Below are 17,312 nucleotides of genomic sequence, written 5' to 3' on the forward strand. Positions count from 1 at the left end.
ATGAGCCCAGTCCCTCAGCAGCCCGAAGAGCTCCCTCAGGAAACGGGTTCAGGCCGCGGTGAGGTCCCCGAGGACGGCGGGGAGCCCACCCAGCCGGACCCCGCGGCCGTGCCCGCCACCGGCTCGGCGCCGGACCGGGCCGCCCCGGACAATGCCGCCCCCGACGGAGCGGCGCCGGACCGGGCCGCCCCGGACCAGGTGACACCGGAAGGGGCGGCGCCCGAAGAGGCGGCCGGGGGCGGGGAACGGGGCCGCCTCGCGGGGACCGGGAGATGGCGCGGCAGGCTGGTGGGCGCGGTCGCGGCCATGGCGTTCGCGGCGACGGCGGCGACCGCCGTGCTCCAGTGGATGGCCGCCGACCGCCTGGCCGAGGAGAAGGCCGATCGCAGCGCGGTGTCCGCGCGGGCGGGCGAGTTCGCCGTGGCCCTGCAGACCTACGACTACTCCGACCTCCAGTCCTATCGCGACCAGGTCTTCGCCATCTCGGGCGAGGACTTCGAGAAGACCTACGACGAGGCTTTCAGCCCGCTGGAGGGCGTGATCACGTCGATGAAGGCCAACTCGTCCGCCTCGGTCCGGGGCGTCTACGTCGCGGAGGTCGCCGAGGGCCGGGCCAAGGCGATCACGGTCGTCGACTCCCAGGTCACGAGCACCGCGGGCACCCGGCGCATGCTCGGCACCTACATGGAGCTCGGCCTGATCAAGACCGGCGGCGAGTGGAAGGTCAACGACGCGACCGTGATGGGCGCGGCCGACGAACTGGTCACCGACCCCAACGGCAAGGCCGTCGACGCGGCCCCCACCCCCGCCCCCTCCCCGAGCACCGGCAAGAAGGACGGATAGGGCTCCCGGCGTGGCCCACGGCGCCGCTGTGGACCGCGGCGGACCGGAGGGACCCGCGCGGTCCCTCCCGGGGGCCCGTCGGCCAGGGGCCGCCCCGTCGATCACGCGAAGGTCACTCCGGAGACTCTCCGGGTGAAGTCCGAGCTAGCGCAGGCTGCCGAACAGCTTGCTCGCCTCGGGCTGTTTCCAGACGATCCTGTTGGGGTCGCCGGGAGCCGGCTGCCAGGGCACCGCGAGGAACGTCGGCCGGCTCTCGCGGGCGCTTTCGGCGACGGCGACCATCGTTTCCAGGTCCATGTCGCTCTTCACGCTCCTGGTCGCCGCGGAGAGGAACGACCGGAGCCGGACGGGGTCGGTAAGTCCCTGCCTGGCCTTCCTCAGCATCGTCTGCATGAGCGCGACCTGGCGTTTGATCCGCTGGATGTCCGAGCCGTCGCCGTAGTAGCGCAGGCGCGCGTAGGCGAGCGCCTTCTCGCCGTCGAGCAGGCTCTTGCCGGCGGGGAGCGTCAGCTTGGCCTTGTGGTCGTTCACGGGCCTGGGCAGCCTGACCTCGACGCCGCCGAGGGCGTCGACCACCTCCTTGAACGCCTGGAAGTTGAACTCCATCGCGTGGTCGATCCGCACGTCGGTCAGCGTCTCGACCGTCTTGACGGTGCAGGCGAGGCCACCCTTGTCGAACGCTGAGTTGATCATGTCCTTCCGGGCCGGCGTCGCTCCGCAGGCGGGGATCTGGACGATCGAGTCGCGCGGCAGGCTGACGAACGTGATCCGCTCCCGGTCCGCCGGCAGATGCGCCAGCAGGATGCTGTCGCTGCGCGCGCCCCTGCGGAAGCGGGGGGTGCCGGCCTGGCTGTCGGTGCCGACAACGAGGATGTTCAGCGCTTCGGTCACCTTGACCGGTCTGGCTCCGGCCGGGGCGGCGCTCTCACCGGCGTTCAGCATCAGCGTGGGCACGGCCACGGCGGCCACGGTGGCGACGGCGGCGGCCAGGCCCATGACCGGCCGGCCCACCCGCAGGCGGCGGGACCGGGCGGCCGGCAGGCGGTCGCCCTGGTGGGCCGGCAGGCGGTTGCGCTGGCGGGCCAGGGTCGCCGGTGGCTGGTGCTCCAGCTCGGCGCCAAGGTCGCGCAGCATCTTCAGGTCGTCCATCGTCACGCCTCCTCGACCATCGGGTTGGTGTCGCCCAGCGCCGCCCGTACCTTCCGCCTGCCCCTGTTGAGGCGGGAGCGTACGGTGCCGACCGGGATTCCGAGTGCCTGCGCGACCTCCTCGTACGTCAGGTCGCCCCAGGCGATCAGCAGCAGCACGTCGCGGTCCTTGGCGGGCAGCGCCGCGAGCGCGCTGATCAGAGCGGGCCGGGCGGCCTGCGCGCTCACCCCGGCGGCCACCCGGTCGGCGGGCGAGTCCTCGTGGCCGTCCACGGGCGCCCGTAACAGCGCCCGGTAGCGGGCCGCCTCGGTGCGGCGCTGACGGGATATGAGCTTGGTGAGGATGCCGAAGAGCCAGGGCCGGGCGTCCGGGTAGGCCAGGTCGTAGCTTCTGCGGCGGGAGAAGGCGACCAGGAACGTCTCGCCGACGAGGTCCTCGGCCGGCTCCGGTCCGAGCCGTTTGGCGACATACCGGTAGAGCATGCCGGAGTAGCGGTCGAACAGCTCGGCGAACGCCTCCGGCTGGGTCCAGGAGGCGCTGACGAGGTCGGCGTCGCCGCCCCGGGTGGCGGGTTGTGTGATCATCTCCGCCCTTCTGTAGGGAAGTGGGTCAGGGATGTATCACCACAACCCACCGCCCGGGTTCACGGCGGCTCACCACCCGGGCTCACGGCGGCGAGGCCCGCGATGGGCGCCCCGTCCCCCTGGTGGTCCGCGACCACAGGCCGGCATGTGCGGGCTACGACTCCTGGGTGGAACGCGGCGTCCTCATGACGCCGGACTCCGGCCCGGGCATCTGACGCCGGACTCCGGCCCGGGCGTCGTCGCCCTCACCCGCCTGAATGACTGGTCCCAAGGGGTTCGGTGGTCGTAGGCGGTCAGAGTGGGCGGACAGCCGGCCCTCCGCCCTGGATGCCGACCTGGACGAGTGATGAGCTCGGTGCGTCTCACTCCTGGCGCAGGAAGGCAAGAGCCTCCTGGAGGTTGTGCTCGGCGATCTCCATCATGAAGTCGCGGTCGGGGAAGTCGCCGTCGAGGAGCCGCAGCGGTCCGGCGACGAGCGACAGGCGCAGCGCCAGCGTGTAGAAGGTCAGGCGCTGCTCGTCGAGACCGCTTCTGTGCAGCCACCGGTAGTGCTCGCCGAAGCGGAGTCGCAAGAACGCGTGTTCCCACTCGACGTCGAAGAACATCAGGCCCTCGATGTCGATGAGGACGGGGTTCCCGTGCCGGTCCACCAGCACGTGATCCGGCCCTAGCTCGCCGTGGATGAGCCCGTACTCCGAGCGTGGGCGCACCGTGGCGACCAGTCCGCGGACCACGTCCTCCAGGCGGTCGCGGGTGTCCGCGATCCGCGTGTCGCGCGAGGCGGCTTCGGCGAGGTCGTCGAGGGCGCGGTCGAGGACGACCTGCTCGCACGAGTATCCCTGGGAGACGCCGCCGTCATCGATCAGAGCGACTTTGCCGAAGCCCGGTCCCTGATGCCGCTGCATCACGTCGAGCGCGTCGGCAAGCCGTGACAGAGGCGCCTTCATGCCGTGCGGGTCTTGTTGGAGCAATGCCTCCAGCGTTGCACCGGGCACGTCCTCGACCACTGCGATGTCCGCCGGGTAGTGGCTTCTGCTCCGGTCGGCCAGATGGATCCGCGGGGTGCGGATCCCCAGGGCGTCCAGGCGCCGGTGCGCGGCCTCGAACAGGTCGATGCCAGAGGCGTGCGAGAACGGATCCGCGTGGTTCTCGGTCTCATCGATCCGCGTGGCGGGCCAGTAGTTCTCGGCGTCGTCCCAGATGTAGACGATCACGGTGGAATCATTGCCGAAGGTGAGGCGGTACACGCCTTTCTTGCTACCGCCGCGGAGCCGTGAGACGCCGGTCAGGCGATGTCCGGCGCCCAGAGCCGCGCGTGCGACTCCCGCCAGGTGATCAACCGTGACGACCCTGCGTGACACGTCCACGATCCGCTCCCCACGTATTGGCTGGAAGCCTCTGTCGGAGGAGGACAGGGAACCGCCCCTCAGGCGACCACCGCATGAGCGACTGATCTTAGGCGATGCCTGGGCCGGCCCGCGAGGTGAGACTCAGCGGGCCGGGCGGCACCGGGCGGGGCGAGCCGGAGGAGTGCTAGGCCAGGTGGGGGGTGAAAGTCCCGGAGTTGCCGAGGGCGAGCATGACGGCCAGCACCCCGAGCAGGCTCCCCATGGTGATCCGCTGGGCCCGCAGCCAGGACGGACGGTGGGTGAGAAAGCCCGCGACGGCCCCGGCGGCCAGCACGATCGACAGGTTCACCGAGACGGCCACCATGATCTGGAAGCCGCCGAGGATGATGCCCTGGAGCAGCACGTCGCCTCTGCCGAGGTCGACGAACTGCGGAATGATCGAGATGTACAGGATGGCGATCTTCGGGTTGAGCAGGTTCGTCATCAGCCCCATGGCGAAAAGCCGCCGCGGGGAGTCGGCGGGCACGTCCTGAACGGTGAAGACCGATACGCCGCCGGGTCTGATGGTCCTCCAGGCGAGCCACAGCAGATAGAGCGCCCCGATGATCCTGATGGCGGCGAGGAGCTCCGGCACAGCGGCGAACAGCACCGCGAGGCCCAGATTCGCACCCACCAGATAGACCAGGAATCCGGCTGCGACTCCACCCAGGGAGATGATCCCGGCCCGGCGCCCCTGGCTGATGCTTCTCGACACCAGATACATCATGTTCGGGCCCGGGGACAGCACCATACCCAGCGCGACCGACACCACACCGAGCAGCGCGCCCTGTTCGACCATTGCCACCGTCCACCTTCCGCGCTCGAGCCCCGAGGTCGTCGCAGGCCCGGGTAACCGTTCCGGGGGGCGCCGATTGCGCCGACATACCGAAGCTATCCCCTCAATTCATTTCAGTGCAATATTAGAAATTGTACTCGGAGCAATTTTGTGCTTGAATTCTGCCGAGAGGAGACGGCCATGGATGACTACCGGCGGGTGGCTGACGAGGTGGCGGCGGACATCGCGGCCGGGCGGCTGCGGCCGGGCGACCGCCTGCCGCCGCAGCGGGAGTTCGCGCGGCAGCGCACCATCGCCAACTCCACCGCCGCCCGCGTCTACAAGGAACTCGTCCGCCGCGGCCTGACGGTCGGCGAGGTCGGACGCGGCACGTTCGTCAGGGCCGCCGCTCCACGCCCCGACCCCGCCCTCGCCGAACCGGCCGACAGCAGGGTCGATCTGGAGCTCAACTACGCCTTCGTGCCCGAGCAGGCGAGTCTTCAGGCGGCGAGCATCGGTTCCCTGCTCCGCCCCGACGTGCTGGAGTCGTCCATGCGTCCGGTGGGCGCGGCGGGGACGCTCCCGGCGCGCAGCCGCGTCGCCGAGCTGCTCGCGCGCGGGCACTGGCGGCCGGACCAGGAACGTGTCCTGTTCGCGGGCAACGGCCGTCAGGCGATCGCCGCCGCCATGGCCGCGCTGGCGCCCCCCGGAGCCAGGATCGGCGTGGAGGAGCTCACCTATCCCGTCGTCAAGGCGATCGCCGGCCGCCTCGGCGTCACTCTCGTGCCGCTGGCCGTCGACGCGGCCGGAGTGGTCCCCGAGGCCGTCGAGGCCGCCACGCGCAAGACCCCGCTCGCCTCCATCTACCTCCAGCCGACGCTGCACAACCCGCTGTCGCTGACCATGCCCGTGGAGCGCCGGGCCGAGCTCGCGGACCTGCTGGAGCGGCTGGACCTCCACGCGATCGAGGACACGATCTGGTCCTTCCTCCGTCCCGACCTCCCGCCCCTCGCCGCGCTGGCCCCCGAACGGACCATCCTCGTCGACAGCCTCTCCAAGCGGCTCGCTCCCGGCCTGACGCTCGGATTCGCCGTCGTCCCCGAGGCCCTCGGCGCGAACGTCTCGACCGCCCTGCGCTCCGGCGGCTGGACGCCGATGCGTTTCGCGCTGGACGCCGCGACCCGGTGGCTGAGCGACGGCGTCGTCGACACGGTGGCCCGCGCCAAGCAGCGGGAGGCCACCGCCCGCCAGGAGCTCGTCGCCCGGCATCTGGGGGAGTTCGCGGTGCACAGCGATCCCCACTCCTTCTACTGCTGGTGGGAGCTCCCGCCGCCGTGGCGGGCCGACACCTTCGTCGCCGCCGCCGCACGCCAGGGCATCGCGGTCACTCCTGCGGCGGCTTTCGCCGTCGGCCACTACCGCGCCCCGAACGCCATCCGCCTCGGCCTCGCCTCCCCGCCCACCGAAACCCTCGCGCGGGCCCTGGCCACGCTCGCCGGTCTCGCCCGCTCGACGCCGGACGACCTGATCGCCGAGTGACGGGCGGGAACGAGGGAAGGTCCCATGGCGAGGTCCGCCTGCCCGGAGCGGGAGGAACTCGGCGTCGGCGCCGGGCCCGCGGCCTTACCCGGGGGATTGGGGGTCCCGGCCACCGTCCCGAGCGGGGTGGCGGCCGGGGCGGTCGCCGTATCACCGGTGATCCATCGATAGATCACCTCTTACGGCCCTGAAACGCTTAATCTGAGCAGATGCGCGATTGCCTGGTGCTGGCCGGTCCCACCGACGAGATCTACTCCCCCGACAGAATGGACCTGTTCACCGAGATCGAGCGTGAACGCGCGGCGACGTTCCTCAGGGAGAGCGACCGGCGTGACTTCGTCGCGGCCCATCTCCTGGTACGGCAGTGCGCGGCCAAGGTCGTCGGCGTCCCCGAGGACCGGCTGACGCTGCTGCAGCACTGCGACCGCTGCGGGCCGGGGCACGGCAAGCCGTACTTCCCGGAGGTCCCCGAACTCGGCGTCAGCCTCTCCCACAGCCACGGATACGTGTGCGCGGCGGTGGGCCCGGGCCGGGTCGGCGTGGACGCCGAGCGCGTCCCGGCGGGCCCCATGGACAAGGCCCTGGTCGCGCACGTCCTGGCTCCCGCGGAGCGGGCCCTGGTCCGCGACAGCGAGGAGCTGATCCGCCTCTGGGTCCGCAAGGAGGCGCTGATCAAGCGCGGCGAGCTCACCCTGGACGACCTGAGCACCGCGGACCTGTCCGCGCTCCCCATCACGGTGGAGGCGCCCTCCCCCGACGGACCGGGGCCCCGCCTCGACGGAGCCCGGCTCCACCGCCTGGAGTGGGAGGGCAGGCATCTGCTGGAGTGGCGGACGGCCTCAGCCGTCGCGGTCTGCGTCGTCACCGACCACCCGGCCACCCTGGGCTGACCTTCCCGGGGTCGGGTCGAGGAACACCTGTGAGATCGAGGAGAAGCGCTCCTCCAGCCTGCGCGCCACCCGGTCGGCGGCCAGCTCCAGGACGGCCCCGGTGGTGTCGTCGGCGAAGTCGACCCGGGCGGCGACCAGCACCTCGTCCGGCCCCAGCATCATGGTCAGCAGTTCCACCACCCCCTCGACCTCGGGCAGGGCGAGGAGTTCGGCCCTGATCTCCTGCTCCATCCGCACGGGCGCCGCCTGGCCGATCAGCAGGGACACGTTGGTGCGGATGAGGTTGAGCGCGACTCCGAGCAGCAGCAGGCCGATCGCCACCGAGGCGACGCCGTCCCACAGGGGGGATCCGGTCAGCTGGTAGGCCAGCAGGCCGCACGCGGCGATCAGCAGGCCCACCAGGGCGGCGCCGTCCTCGAAGAGCACGGCCTTCAGCGCGGTGTCGGTGGTTCTGGAGACGTAGCGCTGCGGGCTCACCCTCAGCCGCGCGGCCTCGGCGCGCACCTGTGACAGCGCCTTGAGGAACGAGAGGCCCTCGATGACGGCCGAGACCGCGAGGACGGCGTAGGAGATCCTCAGGTCGGCGAGCTCCTCGCCGTGACCGATCTCGTGGAGGCCGTGGGTGATGGAGAACCCGGCCCCGCCGATGAGGGTGGCGAAGGCGGCCATCAGTGCCCAGAAGAAGCCGGCCATGCCGTGCCCGAAGGGGTGCCGGGTGTCGGCGGGGTGGCCGGACCGGCGCACCGCGACGAACAGCAGTATCTCGGTGACCGTGTCGGCGGCCGAGTGCGCGGCCTCGGACAGCATCGCCGACGAGCCGCTGATCAGGCCCGCGACCAGCTTGGCCACCGCGATCGCGAGGTTGGCCAGGCCCGCCACGACCACCGTGCCGAGGCTCTCCGATCCGGTCTTCTCCGCCGCCTTGTCCACCACTCGATCACTGTACGTGCCTGTGAGCCACGTCTCAGGGACCGGGCCGGAATAGTTGAAGGTTCACCTATGTTGATGCGGACATATAGCTCATAAAGCATCTAAGGACACAAAATGGCTCTCGTGCTCTCCTCCGACGCCCAGAACCTGCTCTTCCGTGACGCCCGCACGGCGAACACCTTCACCGACGAGCCGGTCAGCGACGAGCAGATCCGGGCGATCTACGACCTGGTCAAGTACGCCCCGACCGCGATGAACCAGCAGCCGCTCCGGATCGTCCTGGTCCGCAGCCCCGAAGCCCGCGAGCGGCTGATCCCCCTCATGAGCCCGGGCAACCAGGCCAAGACCGCCGCCGCTCCGCTGGTCGCCATCCTCGCCGCCGACCTGGACTTCCACGAGGAGCTCCCCAAGGTCTTCCCGCACGCCACCGGCGCCAGGGACATGTTCGCCGCCGACGAGGCCAGGCGCGCCCACTCGGCCAGGTTCAACGCGACCCTGCAGCTCGGCTACTTCATCCTGGGCGTCCGCGCCGCCGGCCTGGCCGCCGGCCCGATGGCCGGCTACGACGCCGCCGGCATCGACAAGGAGTTCCTCGACGACGCCCACACCGTGCTGGCCGTCGTCAACATCGGCAGGCCCGGCGAGAACGCGTGGTTCGACCGTCTTCCCCGCCTGTCCTACGAGGAGGTGGTCACGGCCGTCTGATGTAGGTTCTGACCTATGAGCAGGGAGCGCGCCGACGCGGGAAGCGGAATGGCCGGCCGGCCGGAGCCGCCCGCACAGCAGACGGACGAGGGTGAGCGATCGGTGGACACCGAGGATCCCCGCTGGCTCAACTCGCTTGAGCAGCGGGCCTGGCGTGCCCACCTGGCCGCGCACAAGCTCCTGGAGCACCGGCTCGATCGCGATCTGCAGACCTTCGGGCTCTCGGTCAACGACTACGAGATCCTGGTCAACCTCTCGGAGCACCCCGAGCACCGCATGCGCATGAGCGACCTGGCCGACGCCACGATCCAGTCCCGCAGCCGCCTGTCCCATCAGATCTCCCGGATGGAGACGGCCGGACTGGTCGCCAGGGAGACCTGCGCCGACGACCGGCGCGGCACCTTCGCCGTGCTCACCGAGCACGGCTGGGCCACCATCCAGAAGGTCGCGCCGCACCACGTGGCCAGCGTGCGCCGGCACTTCATCGACCTGCTCACCGACGACCAGCTCCACGAGCTGGAGATGGCCTACGTCCCCGTGGTGAGCCACCTCAAGAGCCTGCGCTGAAGCGAAACCGATACCGGCGGGTTCTCCCTTAGTTGACCGAGCGGTCGCTACGATCCGGCCATGTCTGCTCGCCGGATCCTCGTCGCCGCGGTGATCGCCGCGCTCTCCCTGATCACCGCGTGCGGCGGCGGTGGCTCCCCCGGTGACCAGGCGGCGCTGCCCGGCGGGGCCGAGCTGGTCAAGAAGTCCGCGGAGGCGATGCGGAGCGTCAAGTCCGCCGCCTTCACCATGGAGACCGAGGGCACCCCGCCGGTGCCGGTCAAGAAGGCCAGCGGCCGCCTCAGCGGGACCGGCGACGCCGACGGCACCATCAACATCGACCTGGCGGGCAGCCTCCAGGAGATCCAGTTCGTCCTGATCGGGGAGACCGTCCACTTCAAGGGCGTGACCGGCGGCTTCCAGAAGATATCGCGGAGCCAGCTGGCCTCGATCTACGACCCGTCGGCCATCCTCAACCCCGACAGGGGCATCGTCCAGCTCCTGACCAACGCGCTGGACCCGAAGACCGAGGCCGAGGAGAAGGTGGACGGCACCGGCGCCTACCGGGTCTCGGCGACACTCTCCCAGCAGGTCCTGGCCACGATGGTGCCGGGGCTCACGCAGAGCGTGAACGGCAGGCTCTGGATCGACAGGTCCACCGACCGCCTGCTCAAGGCCGACCTGCCGCTGAACGGCGGCAAGGTGATCGTCACCTTCCGCGACTACGACGTGCCGGTCCAGGTCACCGCACCGGCGGAGTGACCCGTGACCGACCCTGTCCCGCACCCCGCGACCGGCCGCCCGGCGACGCCCCCGGCGGCCGAGGACCCGACCGGCGCCCCCGCGACGCGCGGGGAGACCGGCTCCACGGCGCAGCCCACTGCTGACCATGCGAGTCACCCCACCGCGGAGCCCGCGGCCGACCGTGCGGACGGCTCCACCACGCACCCGGCGCCCGGCCATGCGGACGGCTCCACCACGCACCCGGCGCCCGACCGTGCGGACGGCCCCGGGCCCGGCGGGGATCCGGTCGCCCGGCGGCGGACCGCGCTCGGCGTGGGCGGCACCGCGGTGCTGCTGGCCGCCCTGGACGCCTATGTCGTGGTCACCGTCCTGGTCGACATCGCCAAGGACGCCGACGTCCCGCTGAACCACCTGGAGCGGGCCACCCCGATCGTCACCGGCTTCCTGCTGGGCTACATCGCGGCCATGCCGCTGCTCGGCCGGCTCTCCGACCGGTACGGCAGGCGCCCGCTGATCCATCTCTGCCTGGCGGGCTTCGCGGCCGGCTCGGTCGTCACCGCGCTGGGCGGCACGGTCGCCTGGCTGGTCGCCGGACGGGCCCTGCAGGGGCTGGCGGGCGGCGCGCTGCTGCCCATCACCATGGCCCTGGTCGGTGACCTGTGGGACGAGCGCGACCGCCCGGTGGCCCTCGGCGCGGTGGGCGCGGCCCAGGAGCTCGGCAGCGTGCTCGGCCCCCTGTACGGCGCGGCCCTGGCCGCCCTGGTGCCGCCCACCCTGCAACTGGGCGGCGTCCAGCTCGGCGGCTGGCGGTCGATCTTCTGGCTGAACCTCCCCCTGGTCGCCCTGGCCGCGGTGGCCGTGCACCGGTCCGTGCCGCCGCCGGTCCGCGGCCCGGCCGCCAGGACCCGCGTCGACGTGGTCGGCGGCCTGCTGCTGGCCCTGGCGCTGGGCCTGCTCGTGGCCGGGCTCTACAACCCCGACCCGAGCGCTTCGGTCCTGCCGCCGTGGGGCCTGCCCATGATCGTGGCAGGGGTGGTCTCCGCCGCCGCGTTCGCCGGGTGGGAGAGCCGGGCCCGGACCCGGCTGATCGACCTGGCGGGGGTCCTGCGCGGGCCGTTCTTCGCCGCGCTCGGGGTGAGCTTCCTGACCGGCGCGGCACTGCTGGTCACGCTCGTGGACGTGCAGCTGTCGGCGCAGACGCTGCTCGGGCTGGAGACGCTGGACGGCGCGCTGGTGCTGTCCCGCTTCCTCATCGCGCTCTCGGTGGCCGCGCTGCTGGGCGGGGTCGTGGCCCGCCGGTACGGCGAGCGGGTGGTCGCGGTGGCCGGGCTGGCGCTCGCCACGGCCGGCTACGTCCGGATCGGCCAGTGGCCCGCCGACCTGGCCGCCGCCGGATACCGCATGGACCTCGACCTGGTCGTCGCCGGGCTCGGCCTGGGCGTGGTGATCGCCCCCGTCTCCTCGGCGGTGCTGCGGGCCACGCCGGCCGCCCAGCACGGCGTGGCGTCGGCGGCGGTGGTCGTGGCCCGGATGATGGGCATGCTGCTCGGTGTCGCCGGGCTGTCGGCCTGGGGTTTCCACCGCTTCCAGTCGCTCACCGCCGACCTGGACACGCCGCTGCCGTTCGGCGTGGACCCCACCGTCTACGCCGGGCGGCTGGCCGACTACGAGAGCAGGGTGCGGGCCGCCCTGCACACCGAGTACAGCGAGATCTTCCTGCTCACCGCCGCCCTGTGCGCGGCGGGGGCGCTGGTGGCGCTGCTGCTGCCGCACCGGCCGGCGGACGCGGCCGTGAAGTGAGCCGGACGCTCACTCGACAGCGGCTTGACCAGGGGTGGGGCGGTGTGAGGGCCCGCGAGGTCCGGGAGACGGCCGGTCCCGGGCGTCGCGAACGGCCCCGGAGATCACGGCCGGCCCCGGAGATCACGGCCGGCCCCGGAGATCGCGGCCGGCTCCGGAGATCGCGGCCGGAGGGCCGGTGAGAGCGCGGGACAGGGGCTCCGGCCCGGGAGGCGGCCGGCCCCCGCCCGAGGAGGCGCGGAAACGACAGACGGCCCGGCGTGAGCCGGGCCGTCCGCAGGCCGTCACTTCTTCTGGGCCGGCCGCTTCTCGCGGATCTTCATCGTGACCTCGATCGGAGAGCCGGCGAAGCCGAACTCCTCGCGGATGCGGCGCTCGATGAAGCGGCGGTAGGTCTCCTCGAGGAATCCCGAGGTGAACAGCACGAACTTGGGCGGCTCCGTCGACGCCTGGGTGGCGAAGAGGATCTTGGGCTGCTTGCCGCCCCGGACCGGGGGCGGGGTGGCCGCGACCAGGTCGGTGAGGAAGGCATTGAGCCGGGCCGTGGGCACCCGGGTGGACCAGGACTCCAGCGCCCTGTCGATGGCCGGGACGAGCTTCTCCACGTGCCAGCCGGTCTTGGCGGAGATGTTGGCCCGCAGCGCCCACGGAACGCGGATGAGCTGGCGGTCGATCTCCTTCTCCAGGTAGTAGCGGCGGTCCTCGTCGAGGAGGTCCCACTTGTTGAACGCCACGACCATGGCCCGGCCCGACTCGATCACCAGGGAGATGATCCGCAGGTCCTGCTCGGTCAGCACCTCGCTGGCGTCGATGAGCACGACCGCGACCTCCGAGCGCTCCAGCGCGCCCCGGGTGCGCATGCTCGCGTAGAAGTCGGCGCCCTTCAGCTCGCGGTCGCGCCGGCGGATGCCGGCGGTGTCGACGAAGCGCCAGGTCTTGCCGCCGAGCTGGACCAGCTCGTCGACCGGGTCACGGGTGGTGCCCGCCATCGGGTCGACGAGCACCCGCTCCTCACCCGCCAGCTTGTTCAGCAGCGAGGACTTGCCCACGTTGGGCTTGCCCAGCAGGGCCACCCGGCGCGGGCCGCGCTCGACGCCGAAGCGCTGCTGCGGCGTCTCCGGCAGCTTGTCCAGGATCACATCCAGCAGGTCGCCGCTGGAGCGGCCGTGCAGGGCCGAGACCGGCTGCGGCTCGCCCAGGCCCAGGGACCACAGGGCGGCGGCCTCCAGCTCCATCTGCTGGTTGTCGACCTTGTTCGCGGCCAGGATGACCGGCTTGCCGGAGCCGCGCAGCACATGGCCGACGATCTCGTCGGCGTCGGTCACGCCCACCACGGCGTCCACCACGAACAGGATCACATCGGCCAGCTCGGCCGCGACCTGCGCCTGCTCGGCGATCTTCAACGCCATGCCGGTCGCGTCGGGATCCCAGCCGCCGGTGTCGACCACCGTGAACCGGCGGCCACGCCAGGTGGCGTCGTAGGTGACCCGGTCGCGGGTCACTCCCGGCACGTCCTCCACGACCGCCTCGCGGCGGCCGATGATCCGGTTGACCAGGGTGGACTTGCCCACATTGGGGCGGCCCACCACGGCCACGACCGGCTGCGGGCCGGAGTCGTGGCCCGCTTCCTGCTCAGAGCTGTCGTCGGTACCCAGATCGGCCAGCTCAGCCTCGATCCAGCCGCTGTCTTCTTCCCCGGTCACGCCTTTTCCTTAATCACACGTAGCACCACGGCGATGACCTCTTCCAGGTTCAGCGCCGTGGTGTCCAGTTCGACGGCGTCGGCCGCCATCGAGAGCGGGTCTGCCTTCCGCGTCGAGTCCAGGGTGTCGCGCCTGGCCATCGCGGCCTTCTGCGCCTCCACCGTGGTGCCGGTGAGCTCCGCCGTACGGCGCAGCGCCCGGGCGTCCGCGCTCGCGGTCAGATAGATCTTGACCGGGGCGTCGGGCGTGACCACCGTGCCGATGTCACGGCCCTCGACGACGATGTCGCCGGCGCCGATGACCTCACGCTGCTCGGCCACCAGCCGGCGCCGTACCTCGGGCACGGCGCTGACCGCGGAGACGGCGGCGGTGACCTCGGAGGTGCGGATGACCACGGCGGCGTCGACGCCGTCCACGGCCACCGACGGGGCGTCCGGGTCGGTGCCCATGGAGAGAACCGGCTCCATGGCCCTGGCCGCGATCGCCCCGGGGTCGGTGAGATCGACGCCCCGTTCGAGCATCCACCACGTGATCGCCCGATACATCGCTCCGGTGTCGAGATAACGCAGCCCCAGCGCCCGCGCGACCCCGCGCGACGCGCTCGACTTGCCCGACCCCGAAGGACCGTCCATGGCGACGACCAGTCCGGTCACGACGCCTCTCCCTTGCAGCCCGCTTCAGTTGTCCGTACGAGGCTACCGGGAGCGGGGACGGAAGCACGCATCGATCGCCCCCGAGCGTCCCGCCTCCCGCCGGAGCGGGCGCGGGACGGACCCGTTACGGCAGCTGCCAGCCGTGCGCGCGCAGCGCCTCCGACAGCGTCTCCACCGCCTCGGGCTGCACGAACAGGTCGGCGGCGCCCAGCGGCAGCCCGGGGGCGTGCTCCAGCCGGACGTCCTCGATGTTGACGCCCGCCTCCTCGGCCACCAGGAACAGCCGGGCCAGCTCGCCCGGACGGTCACCGATGATGACCTGGACGGTCGCGTAGGTGCGTGCCGGGCCTCCGTGCTTGCCGGGGATCCGGCCCGTGCCCGCGACGCCACGGTGCAGCAGCTCGGTGACCCGTCCCATGGCCGCCGGGTCGGCGGAGGCCCGCAGCGAGGCGGCCGCGGCCGCCAGGTCGGCGGCCACCGCCTCCAGCACGTCGGCCACCGGCAGCGCGTTGCCCGACAGGATCCCGGTCCACAGGCCCGGGTCGCCGGCCGCGATGCGCGTGACGTCACGGACCCCCTGCCCGGCCAGGCCGAGCGCGGTCTCCGGCGCCTCGGCGAGCCGGGCGGCCACCGCGGAGGCGGCCACGTGCGGGGCGTGCGAGACGACCGCGACGGCCCTGTCGTGCTCGGCGGCCTCGACCTCGACGGCCTCGCCGCCGCAGAGCTTGATCAGCCCGCGCAGGGCCTCCACCGCGTCGGGCGAGGTCTCCTCCGTCGGGCACAGCGCCCACGGACGGCCCAGGAACAGGTCGGCCCGGGCCGCGGCGGGCCCCGAGCGCTCCCGGCCGGCCAGTGGGTGCCCGGCGATGTAGGTGGTCAGATCGCAGCCGAGGTCGGCGGCCTGCCGGAGCGGGAGCGCCTTGACGCTGGCCACGTCGGTGTAGAAACGGGCGGCGCCGGCCTTCTGGAGGTCGGCGAGCCGGTCGGCGACCACGTGCGGGGGGACCGCGATGACCGCGAGGTCCACGCTCCGCCCGGCGGTCCACTCGGTGCCGGCGCCCAGCTCCCGGGCCAGCCGTACGGCTCCGGCGTCGCGGTCGGCCAGGTAGACGGTGACCCCCTGCTCGCGCAGGGCCAGGGCGACCGAGGTGCCGATCAGGCCGGTGCCGACGACGAGGACGCTTTCGAGGCCGCTCACGCGTGCTCCCTGGGCTCGGCGGGCGTGGTGACGCATGACGGGGTCACTGGGCGATGTCCACACGCAGCGCCACCGCGCCGCGCAGGTAGACGTGCTGGATCTCCTGGCGGGGCCGGTCGGTCTCCACGTGGGCCATCAGCCGGACGACATGGGGCAGCGCGCCCGGGACGTCGATCTCGGAGGCGCAGATCAGCGGCACGTCGTGGAAACCGAGCTTGCGGGCGGCCAGGGCGGGGAACTCCGCGGTCAGGTCGGGCGTGGCCGTGAAGATCACGCTGATCACGTCGTCGGTCGTGAGCCTGTTGCGCCCCATCACCTCGGTGACCAGCTCGGTCACCCCGGCCAGGATGGCCTCCCGGTCGTTGCCCTCGACCTGGATCGCGCCGCGGATCGCCCGCACCATCGTCGTTCCTCCATACCGTTCGCGCCGGGCCACCCACGGGCGGCCCGGCGCGTCCTGGACGTGCGTATTACGGAAGGTTACAGGCCGACGGCGGCGTAGAGTTCGCCGACTTCCTTGAGGGTCAGCGCGCGGACCGTGCCCGGCTTGAGGCGGCCGAGCTTGACCGGGCCGAACTCGATGCGGGCCAGGTCGATGACCGGGTGCCCGACCTCCTCCAGCATGCGGCGGACGATGTGCTTGCGGCCCTCGTGCAGGACGATCTCCACCAGGGCCTGCTGCCCGTGCTCCTGGACCAGGGTGAAGGAGTCGGCCTTGGCGATGCCGTCCTCCAGGTCGATGCCCTTCTTCAGGCGCCGGCCCAGGTCCCGCTCGATCTTGCCGGGGACCTTCGCCCAGTATTTCTTCTGCACGCCGTAGCTCGGGTGGGTGAGCCGGTTGGCCAGCTCGCCGTCGTTGGTGAGCAGGATGAGACCCTCGGTCTCGGTGTCGAGACGGCCCACGTGGAACAGCCGCTCGGTGCGGTCGGCCACGAAGTCGGCCAGCGAGGGGCGGCCGTCGGGGTCGGACATGGTGCTGACGACGCCGATCGGCTTGTTGATGGCGAGGTAGACCAGGTCGGGCATCGTCGGCAGGCGCTTGCCGTCCACGTGGATGACCTGCTTGGCCGGGTCGACCCGGGCGCCGAAGCGGCGGACCACCTGGCCGTCGACCGTCACCCGGCCGTCGCCGATCATGTCCTCGCAGGCCCTGCGGCTGGCCACACCCGCCTGGGCGAGGACCTTCTGCAGCCGGACGCCGTCCGGGACCTCGGTGGTGTCGCGCTCGTCGACGTAGTCGCGGTCGTAGAAGTCGGAGTCCCGCTTGGGCTGGCGGGAGGTCTTGAACCGGTCGTTCTCGATCGCACCGGGCCTGCGCTCGGCCTTGGCGGGGCCGCGGCCCGCGGCGGCGCGGGGCTCGCCGTACGAGCCCGCCCGCTTACCGCCGATCGTCTGGACCTCGTCCCGCCGCCCGGTCCTGCCGTACCGGCCACGGGAGCCGCCGCCGGCCGCCTCACCGCGGCCACTGTCCGGACCGGACCGGCCGCGCTGGCCGCCGCGGTCGTCACGGCGCGGACCGTCGGAACGGAAGCCACCACGGTCATCGCGGCGCGGACCGTCCGAACGGAAACCGCCCTGCGATCCACCGCGGTCTTCACGGCGCGGACCGTCGGAACGGAAACCATCACGGTCGTCACGGCGCGAGCCGTCGCGCTCGGCCCGGAAACCACCGCGGTCATCGCGGCGCGGACCGTCGGAACGGAAACCGCCGCGGTCGTCACGGCGCGGACCGTCGGAACGGAAGCCACCACGGTCATCGCGGCGCGGACCGTCGGAGCGGAAGCCACCACGGTCATCGCGGCGCGGACCGTCGGAGCGGGAACCGCCCTCGGCGGGCCTGCCGTAACGGCTGCGCGAACCGTCGC

General features: G+C 72.2%; 17 protein-coding genes. 7 read left to right on the forward strand and 10 right to left on the reverse strand.

Annotated features, from left to right (window positions below):
• A complete protein-coding gene (locus tag ACWDS7_RS19860) occupies positions 1–843 on the forward strand; it encodes a hypothetical protein (protein ID WP_451930452.1) in 843 nt (280 codons plus the stop codon).
• Between the two features lie 144 nt (positions 844–987).
• Here ACWDS7_RS19860 and ACWDS7_RS19865 read toward each other — a convergent pair whose 3' ends face one another.
• The 4 genes from ACWDS7_RS19865 to ACWDS7_RS19880 all read right to left on the reverse strand — a co-directional run bounded on the left by ACWDS7_RS19865 (position 988) and on the right by ACWDS7_RS19880 (position 4,763).
• Positions 988–1,992 (reverse strand): LCP family protein, encoded by a 1,005-nt coding sequence (locus ACWDS7_RS19865; protein ID WP_451930453.1) that lies wholly within the window; start codon positions 1,990–1,992, stop codon positions 988–990.
• A 2-nt stretch (positions 1,993–1,994) separates the two neighbouring features.
• Complete coding sequence (locus ACWDS7_RS19870; RefSeq protein WP_451930454.1) at positions 1,995–2,576, reverse strand: RNA polymerase sigma factor; 582 nt, start codon at positions 2,574–2,576, stop codon at positions 1,995–1,997.
• A gap of 362 nt (positions 2,577–2,938) precedes the next feature.
• Entirely contained in the window at positions 2,939–3,943 is a 1,005-nt protein-coding gene (locus ACWDS7_RS19875; RefSeq protein WP_451930455.1) for a phosphotransferase family protein, read from the reverse strand.
• Positions 3,944–4,109: 166 nt separating this feature from the next.
• Positions 4,110–4,763 (reverse strand): LysE family translocator, encoded by a 654-nt coding sequence (locus tag ACWDS7_RS19880; protein WP_451930465.1) that lies wholly within the window; start codon positions 4,761–4,763, stop codon positions 4,110–4,112.
• 177 nt (positions 4,764–4,940) lie between these two features.
• On the opposite strand from ACWDS7_RS19880, the gene ACWDS7_RS19885 reads away from it, so the two are divergent.
• Positions 4,941–6,278, forward strand: a complete 1,338-nt coding sequence (locus ACWDS7_RS19885; RefSeq protein ID WP_451930456.1) for an aminotransferase-like domain-containing protein — start codon at positions 4,941–4,943, stop codon at positions 6,276–6,278.
• A gap of 209 nt (positions 6,279–6,487) precedes the next feature.
• The gene (locus ACWDS7_RS19890) at positions 6,488–7,168 is read left to right on the forward strand and encodes a 4'-phosphopantetheinyl transferase family protein (RefSeq protein ID WP_451930457.1); all 681 of its coding nucleotides are present in this window, start codon (positions 6,488–6,490) and stop codon (positions 7,166–7,168) included.
• Here ACWDS7_RS19890 and ACWDS7_RS19895 read toward each other — a convergent pair.
• Complete coding sequence (locus ACWDS7_RS19895; RefSeq protein WP_451930458.1) at positions 7,118–8,101, reverse strand: cation diffusion facilitator family transporter; 984 nt, start codon at positions 8,099–8,101, stop codon at positions 7,118–7,120. The two genes, ACWDS7_RS19890 and ACWDS7_RS19895, sit on opposite strands and share 51 nt — an antisense overlap.
• Positions 8,102–8,212: 111 nt before the next feature.
• Here ACWDS7_RS19895 and ACWDS7_RS19900 point away from each other — a divergent pair, with 111 nt between their 5' ends.
• Genes ACWDS7_RS19900 through ACWDS7_RS19915 form a run of 4 tightly spaced genes read left to right on the forward strand, consistent with a single transcriptional unit; the run spans position 8,213 to position 11,893 of the window.
• Entirely contained in the window at positions 8,213–8,803 is a 591-nt protein-coding gene (locus ACWDS7_RS19900; RefSeq protein WP_306857952.1) for a malonic semialdehyde reductase, read from the forward strand.
• Between the two features lie 15 nt (positions 8,804–8,818).
• Positions 8,819–9,370 carry a MarR family winged helix-turn-helix transcriptional regulator gene (locus ACWDS7_RS19905; RefSeq protein ID WP_451930459.1) on the forward strand — a complete coding sequence of 184 codons (552 nt, stop codon included), beginning with the start codon at positions 8,819–8,821 and terminating at the stop codon, positions 9,368–9,370.
• A 60-nt stretch (positions 9,371–9,430) separates the two neighbouring features.
• Complete coding sequence (locus ACWDS7_RS19910) at positions 9,431–10,111, forward strand: LppX_LprAFG lipoprotein (RefSeq protein ID WP_451930460.1); 681 nt, start codon at positions 9,431–9,433, stop codon at positions 10,109–10,111.
• A 3-nt stretch (positions 10,112–10,114) separates the two neighbouring features.
• Positions 10,115–11,893, forward strand: a complete 1,779-nt coding sequence (locus ACWDS7_RS19915; protein WP_451930461.1) for an MFS transporter — start codon at positions 10,115–10,117, stop codon at positions 11,891–11,893.
• A gap of 284 nt (positions 11,894–12,177) precedes the next feature.
• Here the strand turns inward: ACWDS7_RS19915 and der are convergent, their stop codons facing one another.
• From der to ACWDS7_RS19940, 5 genes are all read right to left on the reverse strand, one after another.
• A complete protein-coding gene (gene der / locus ACWDS7_RS19920) occupies positions 12,178–13,557 on the reverse strand; it encodes a ribosome biogenesis GTPase Der (protein ID WP_451930466.1) in 1,380 nt (459 codons plus the stop codon).
• A 35-nt stretch (positions 13,558–13,592) separates the two neighbouring features.
• Entirely contained in the window at positions 13,593–14,249 is a 657-nt protein-coding gene (gene cmk / locus ACWDS7_RS19925) for a (d)CMP kinase (RefSeq protein WP_451930462.1), read from the reverse strand.
• Between the two features lie 124 nt (positions 14,250–14,373).
• Positions 14,374–15,483, reverse strand: coding sequence for a prephenate dehydrogenase (locus tag ACWDS7_RS19930; protein ID WP_451930463.1), 1,110 nt, complete (start codon positions 15,481–15,483; stop codon positions 14,374–14,376).
• A gap of 7 nt (positions 15,484–15,490) precedes the next feature.
• On the reverse strand, positions 15,491–15,850 hold the full coding sequence (aroH, locus tag ACWDS7_RS19935) for a chorismate mutase (RefSeq protein ID WP_306857940.1): 360 nt from the start codon (positions 15,848–15,850) through the stop codon (positions 15,491–15,493).
• Positions 15,851–15,927: 77 nt separating this feature from the next.
• A partial coding sequence (locus ACWDS7_RS19940) for a pseudouridine synthase (RefSeq protein ID WP_451930464.1) occupies positions 15,928–17,312 on the reverse strand: 1,385 nt, incomplete at its 5' end.

It is taken from the genome of Streptosporangium sp. NPDC003464 (genome assembly GCF_053588315.1).

Excerpts from the sequence above, each read along its gene's own strand:
- ACWDS7_RS19930 (WP_451930463.1), bottom strand. The coding sequence starts at position 15,483 with ATGCGTCACCACGCCCGCCGAGCCCAGGGAGCACGCGTGAGCGGCCTC.
- aroH (WP_306857940.1), bottom strand. The coding sequence starts at position 15,850 with ATGGTGCGGGCGATCCGCGGCGCGATCCAGGTCGAGGGCAACGACCGG.
- ACWDS7_RS19865 (WP_451930453.1), bottom strand. The coding sequence starts at position 1,992 with ATGGACGACCTGAAGATGCTGCGCGACCTTGGCGCCGAGCTGGAGCAC.
- ACWDS7_RS19890 (WP_451930457.1), top strand. The coding sequence starts at position 6,488 with ATGCGCGATTGCCTGGTGCTGGCCGGTCCCACCGACGAGATCTACTCC.
- ACWDS7_RS19860 (WP_451930452.1), top strand. The coding sequence starts at position 1 with ATGAGCCCAGTCCCTCAGCAGCCCGAAGAGCTCCCTCAGGAAACGGGT.
- ACWDS7_RS19870 (WP_451930454.1), bottom strand. The coding sequence starts at position 2,576 with ATGATCACACAACCCGCCACCCGGGGCGGCGACGCCGACCTCGTCAGC.
- ACWDS7_RS19900 (WP_306857952.1), top strand. The coding sequence starts at position 8,213 with ATGGCTCTCGTGCTCTCCTCCGACGCCCAGAACCTGCTCTTCCGTGAC.
- ACWDS7_RS19880 (WP_451930465.1), bottom strand. The coding sequence starts at position 4,763 with ATGGTCGAACAGGGCGCGCTGCTCGGTGTGGTGTCGGTCGCGCTGGGT.
- ACWDS7_RS19910 (WP_451930460.1), top strand. The coding sequence starts at position 9,431 with ATGTCTGCTCGCCGGATCCTCGTCGCCGCGGTGATCGCCGCGCTCTCC.
- ACWDS7_RS19905 (WP_451930459.1), top strand. The coding sequence starts at position 8,819 with ATGAGCAGGGAGCGCGCCGACGCGGGAAGCGGAATGGCCGGCCGGCCG.
- ACWDS7_RS19885 (WP_451930456.1), top strand. The coding sequence starts at position 4,941 with ATGGATGACTACCGGCGGGTGGCTGACGAGGTGGCGGCGGACATCGCG.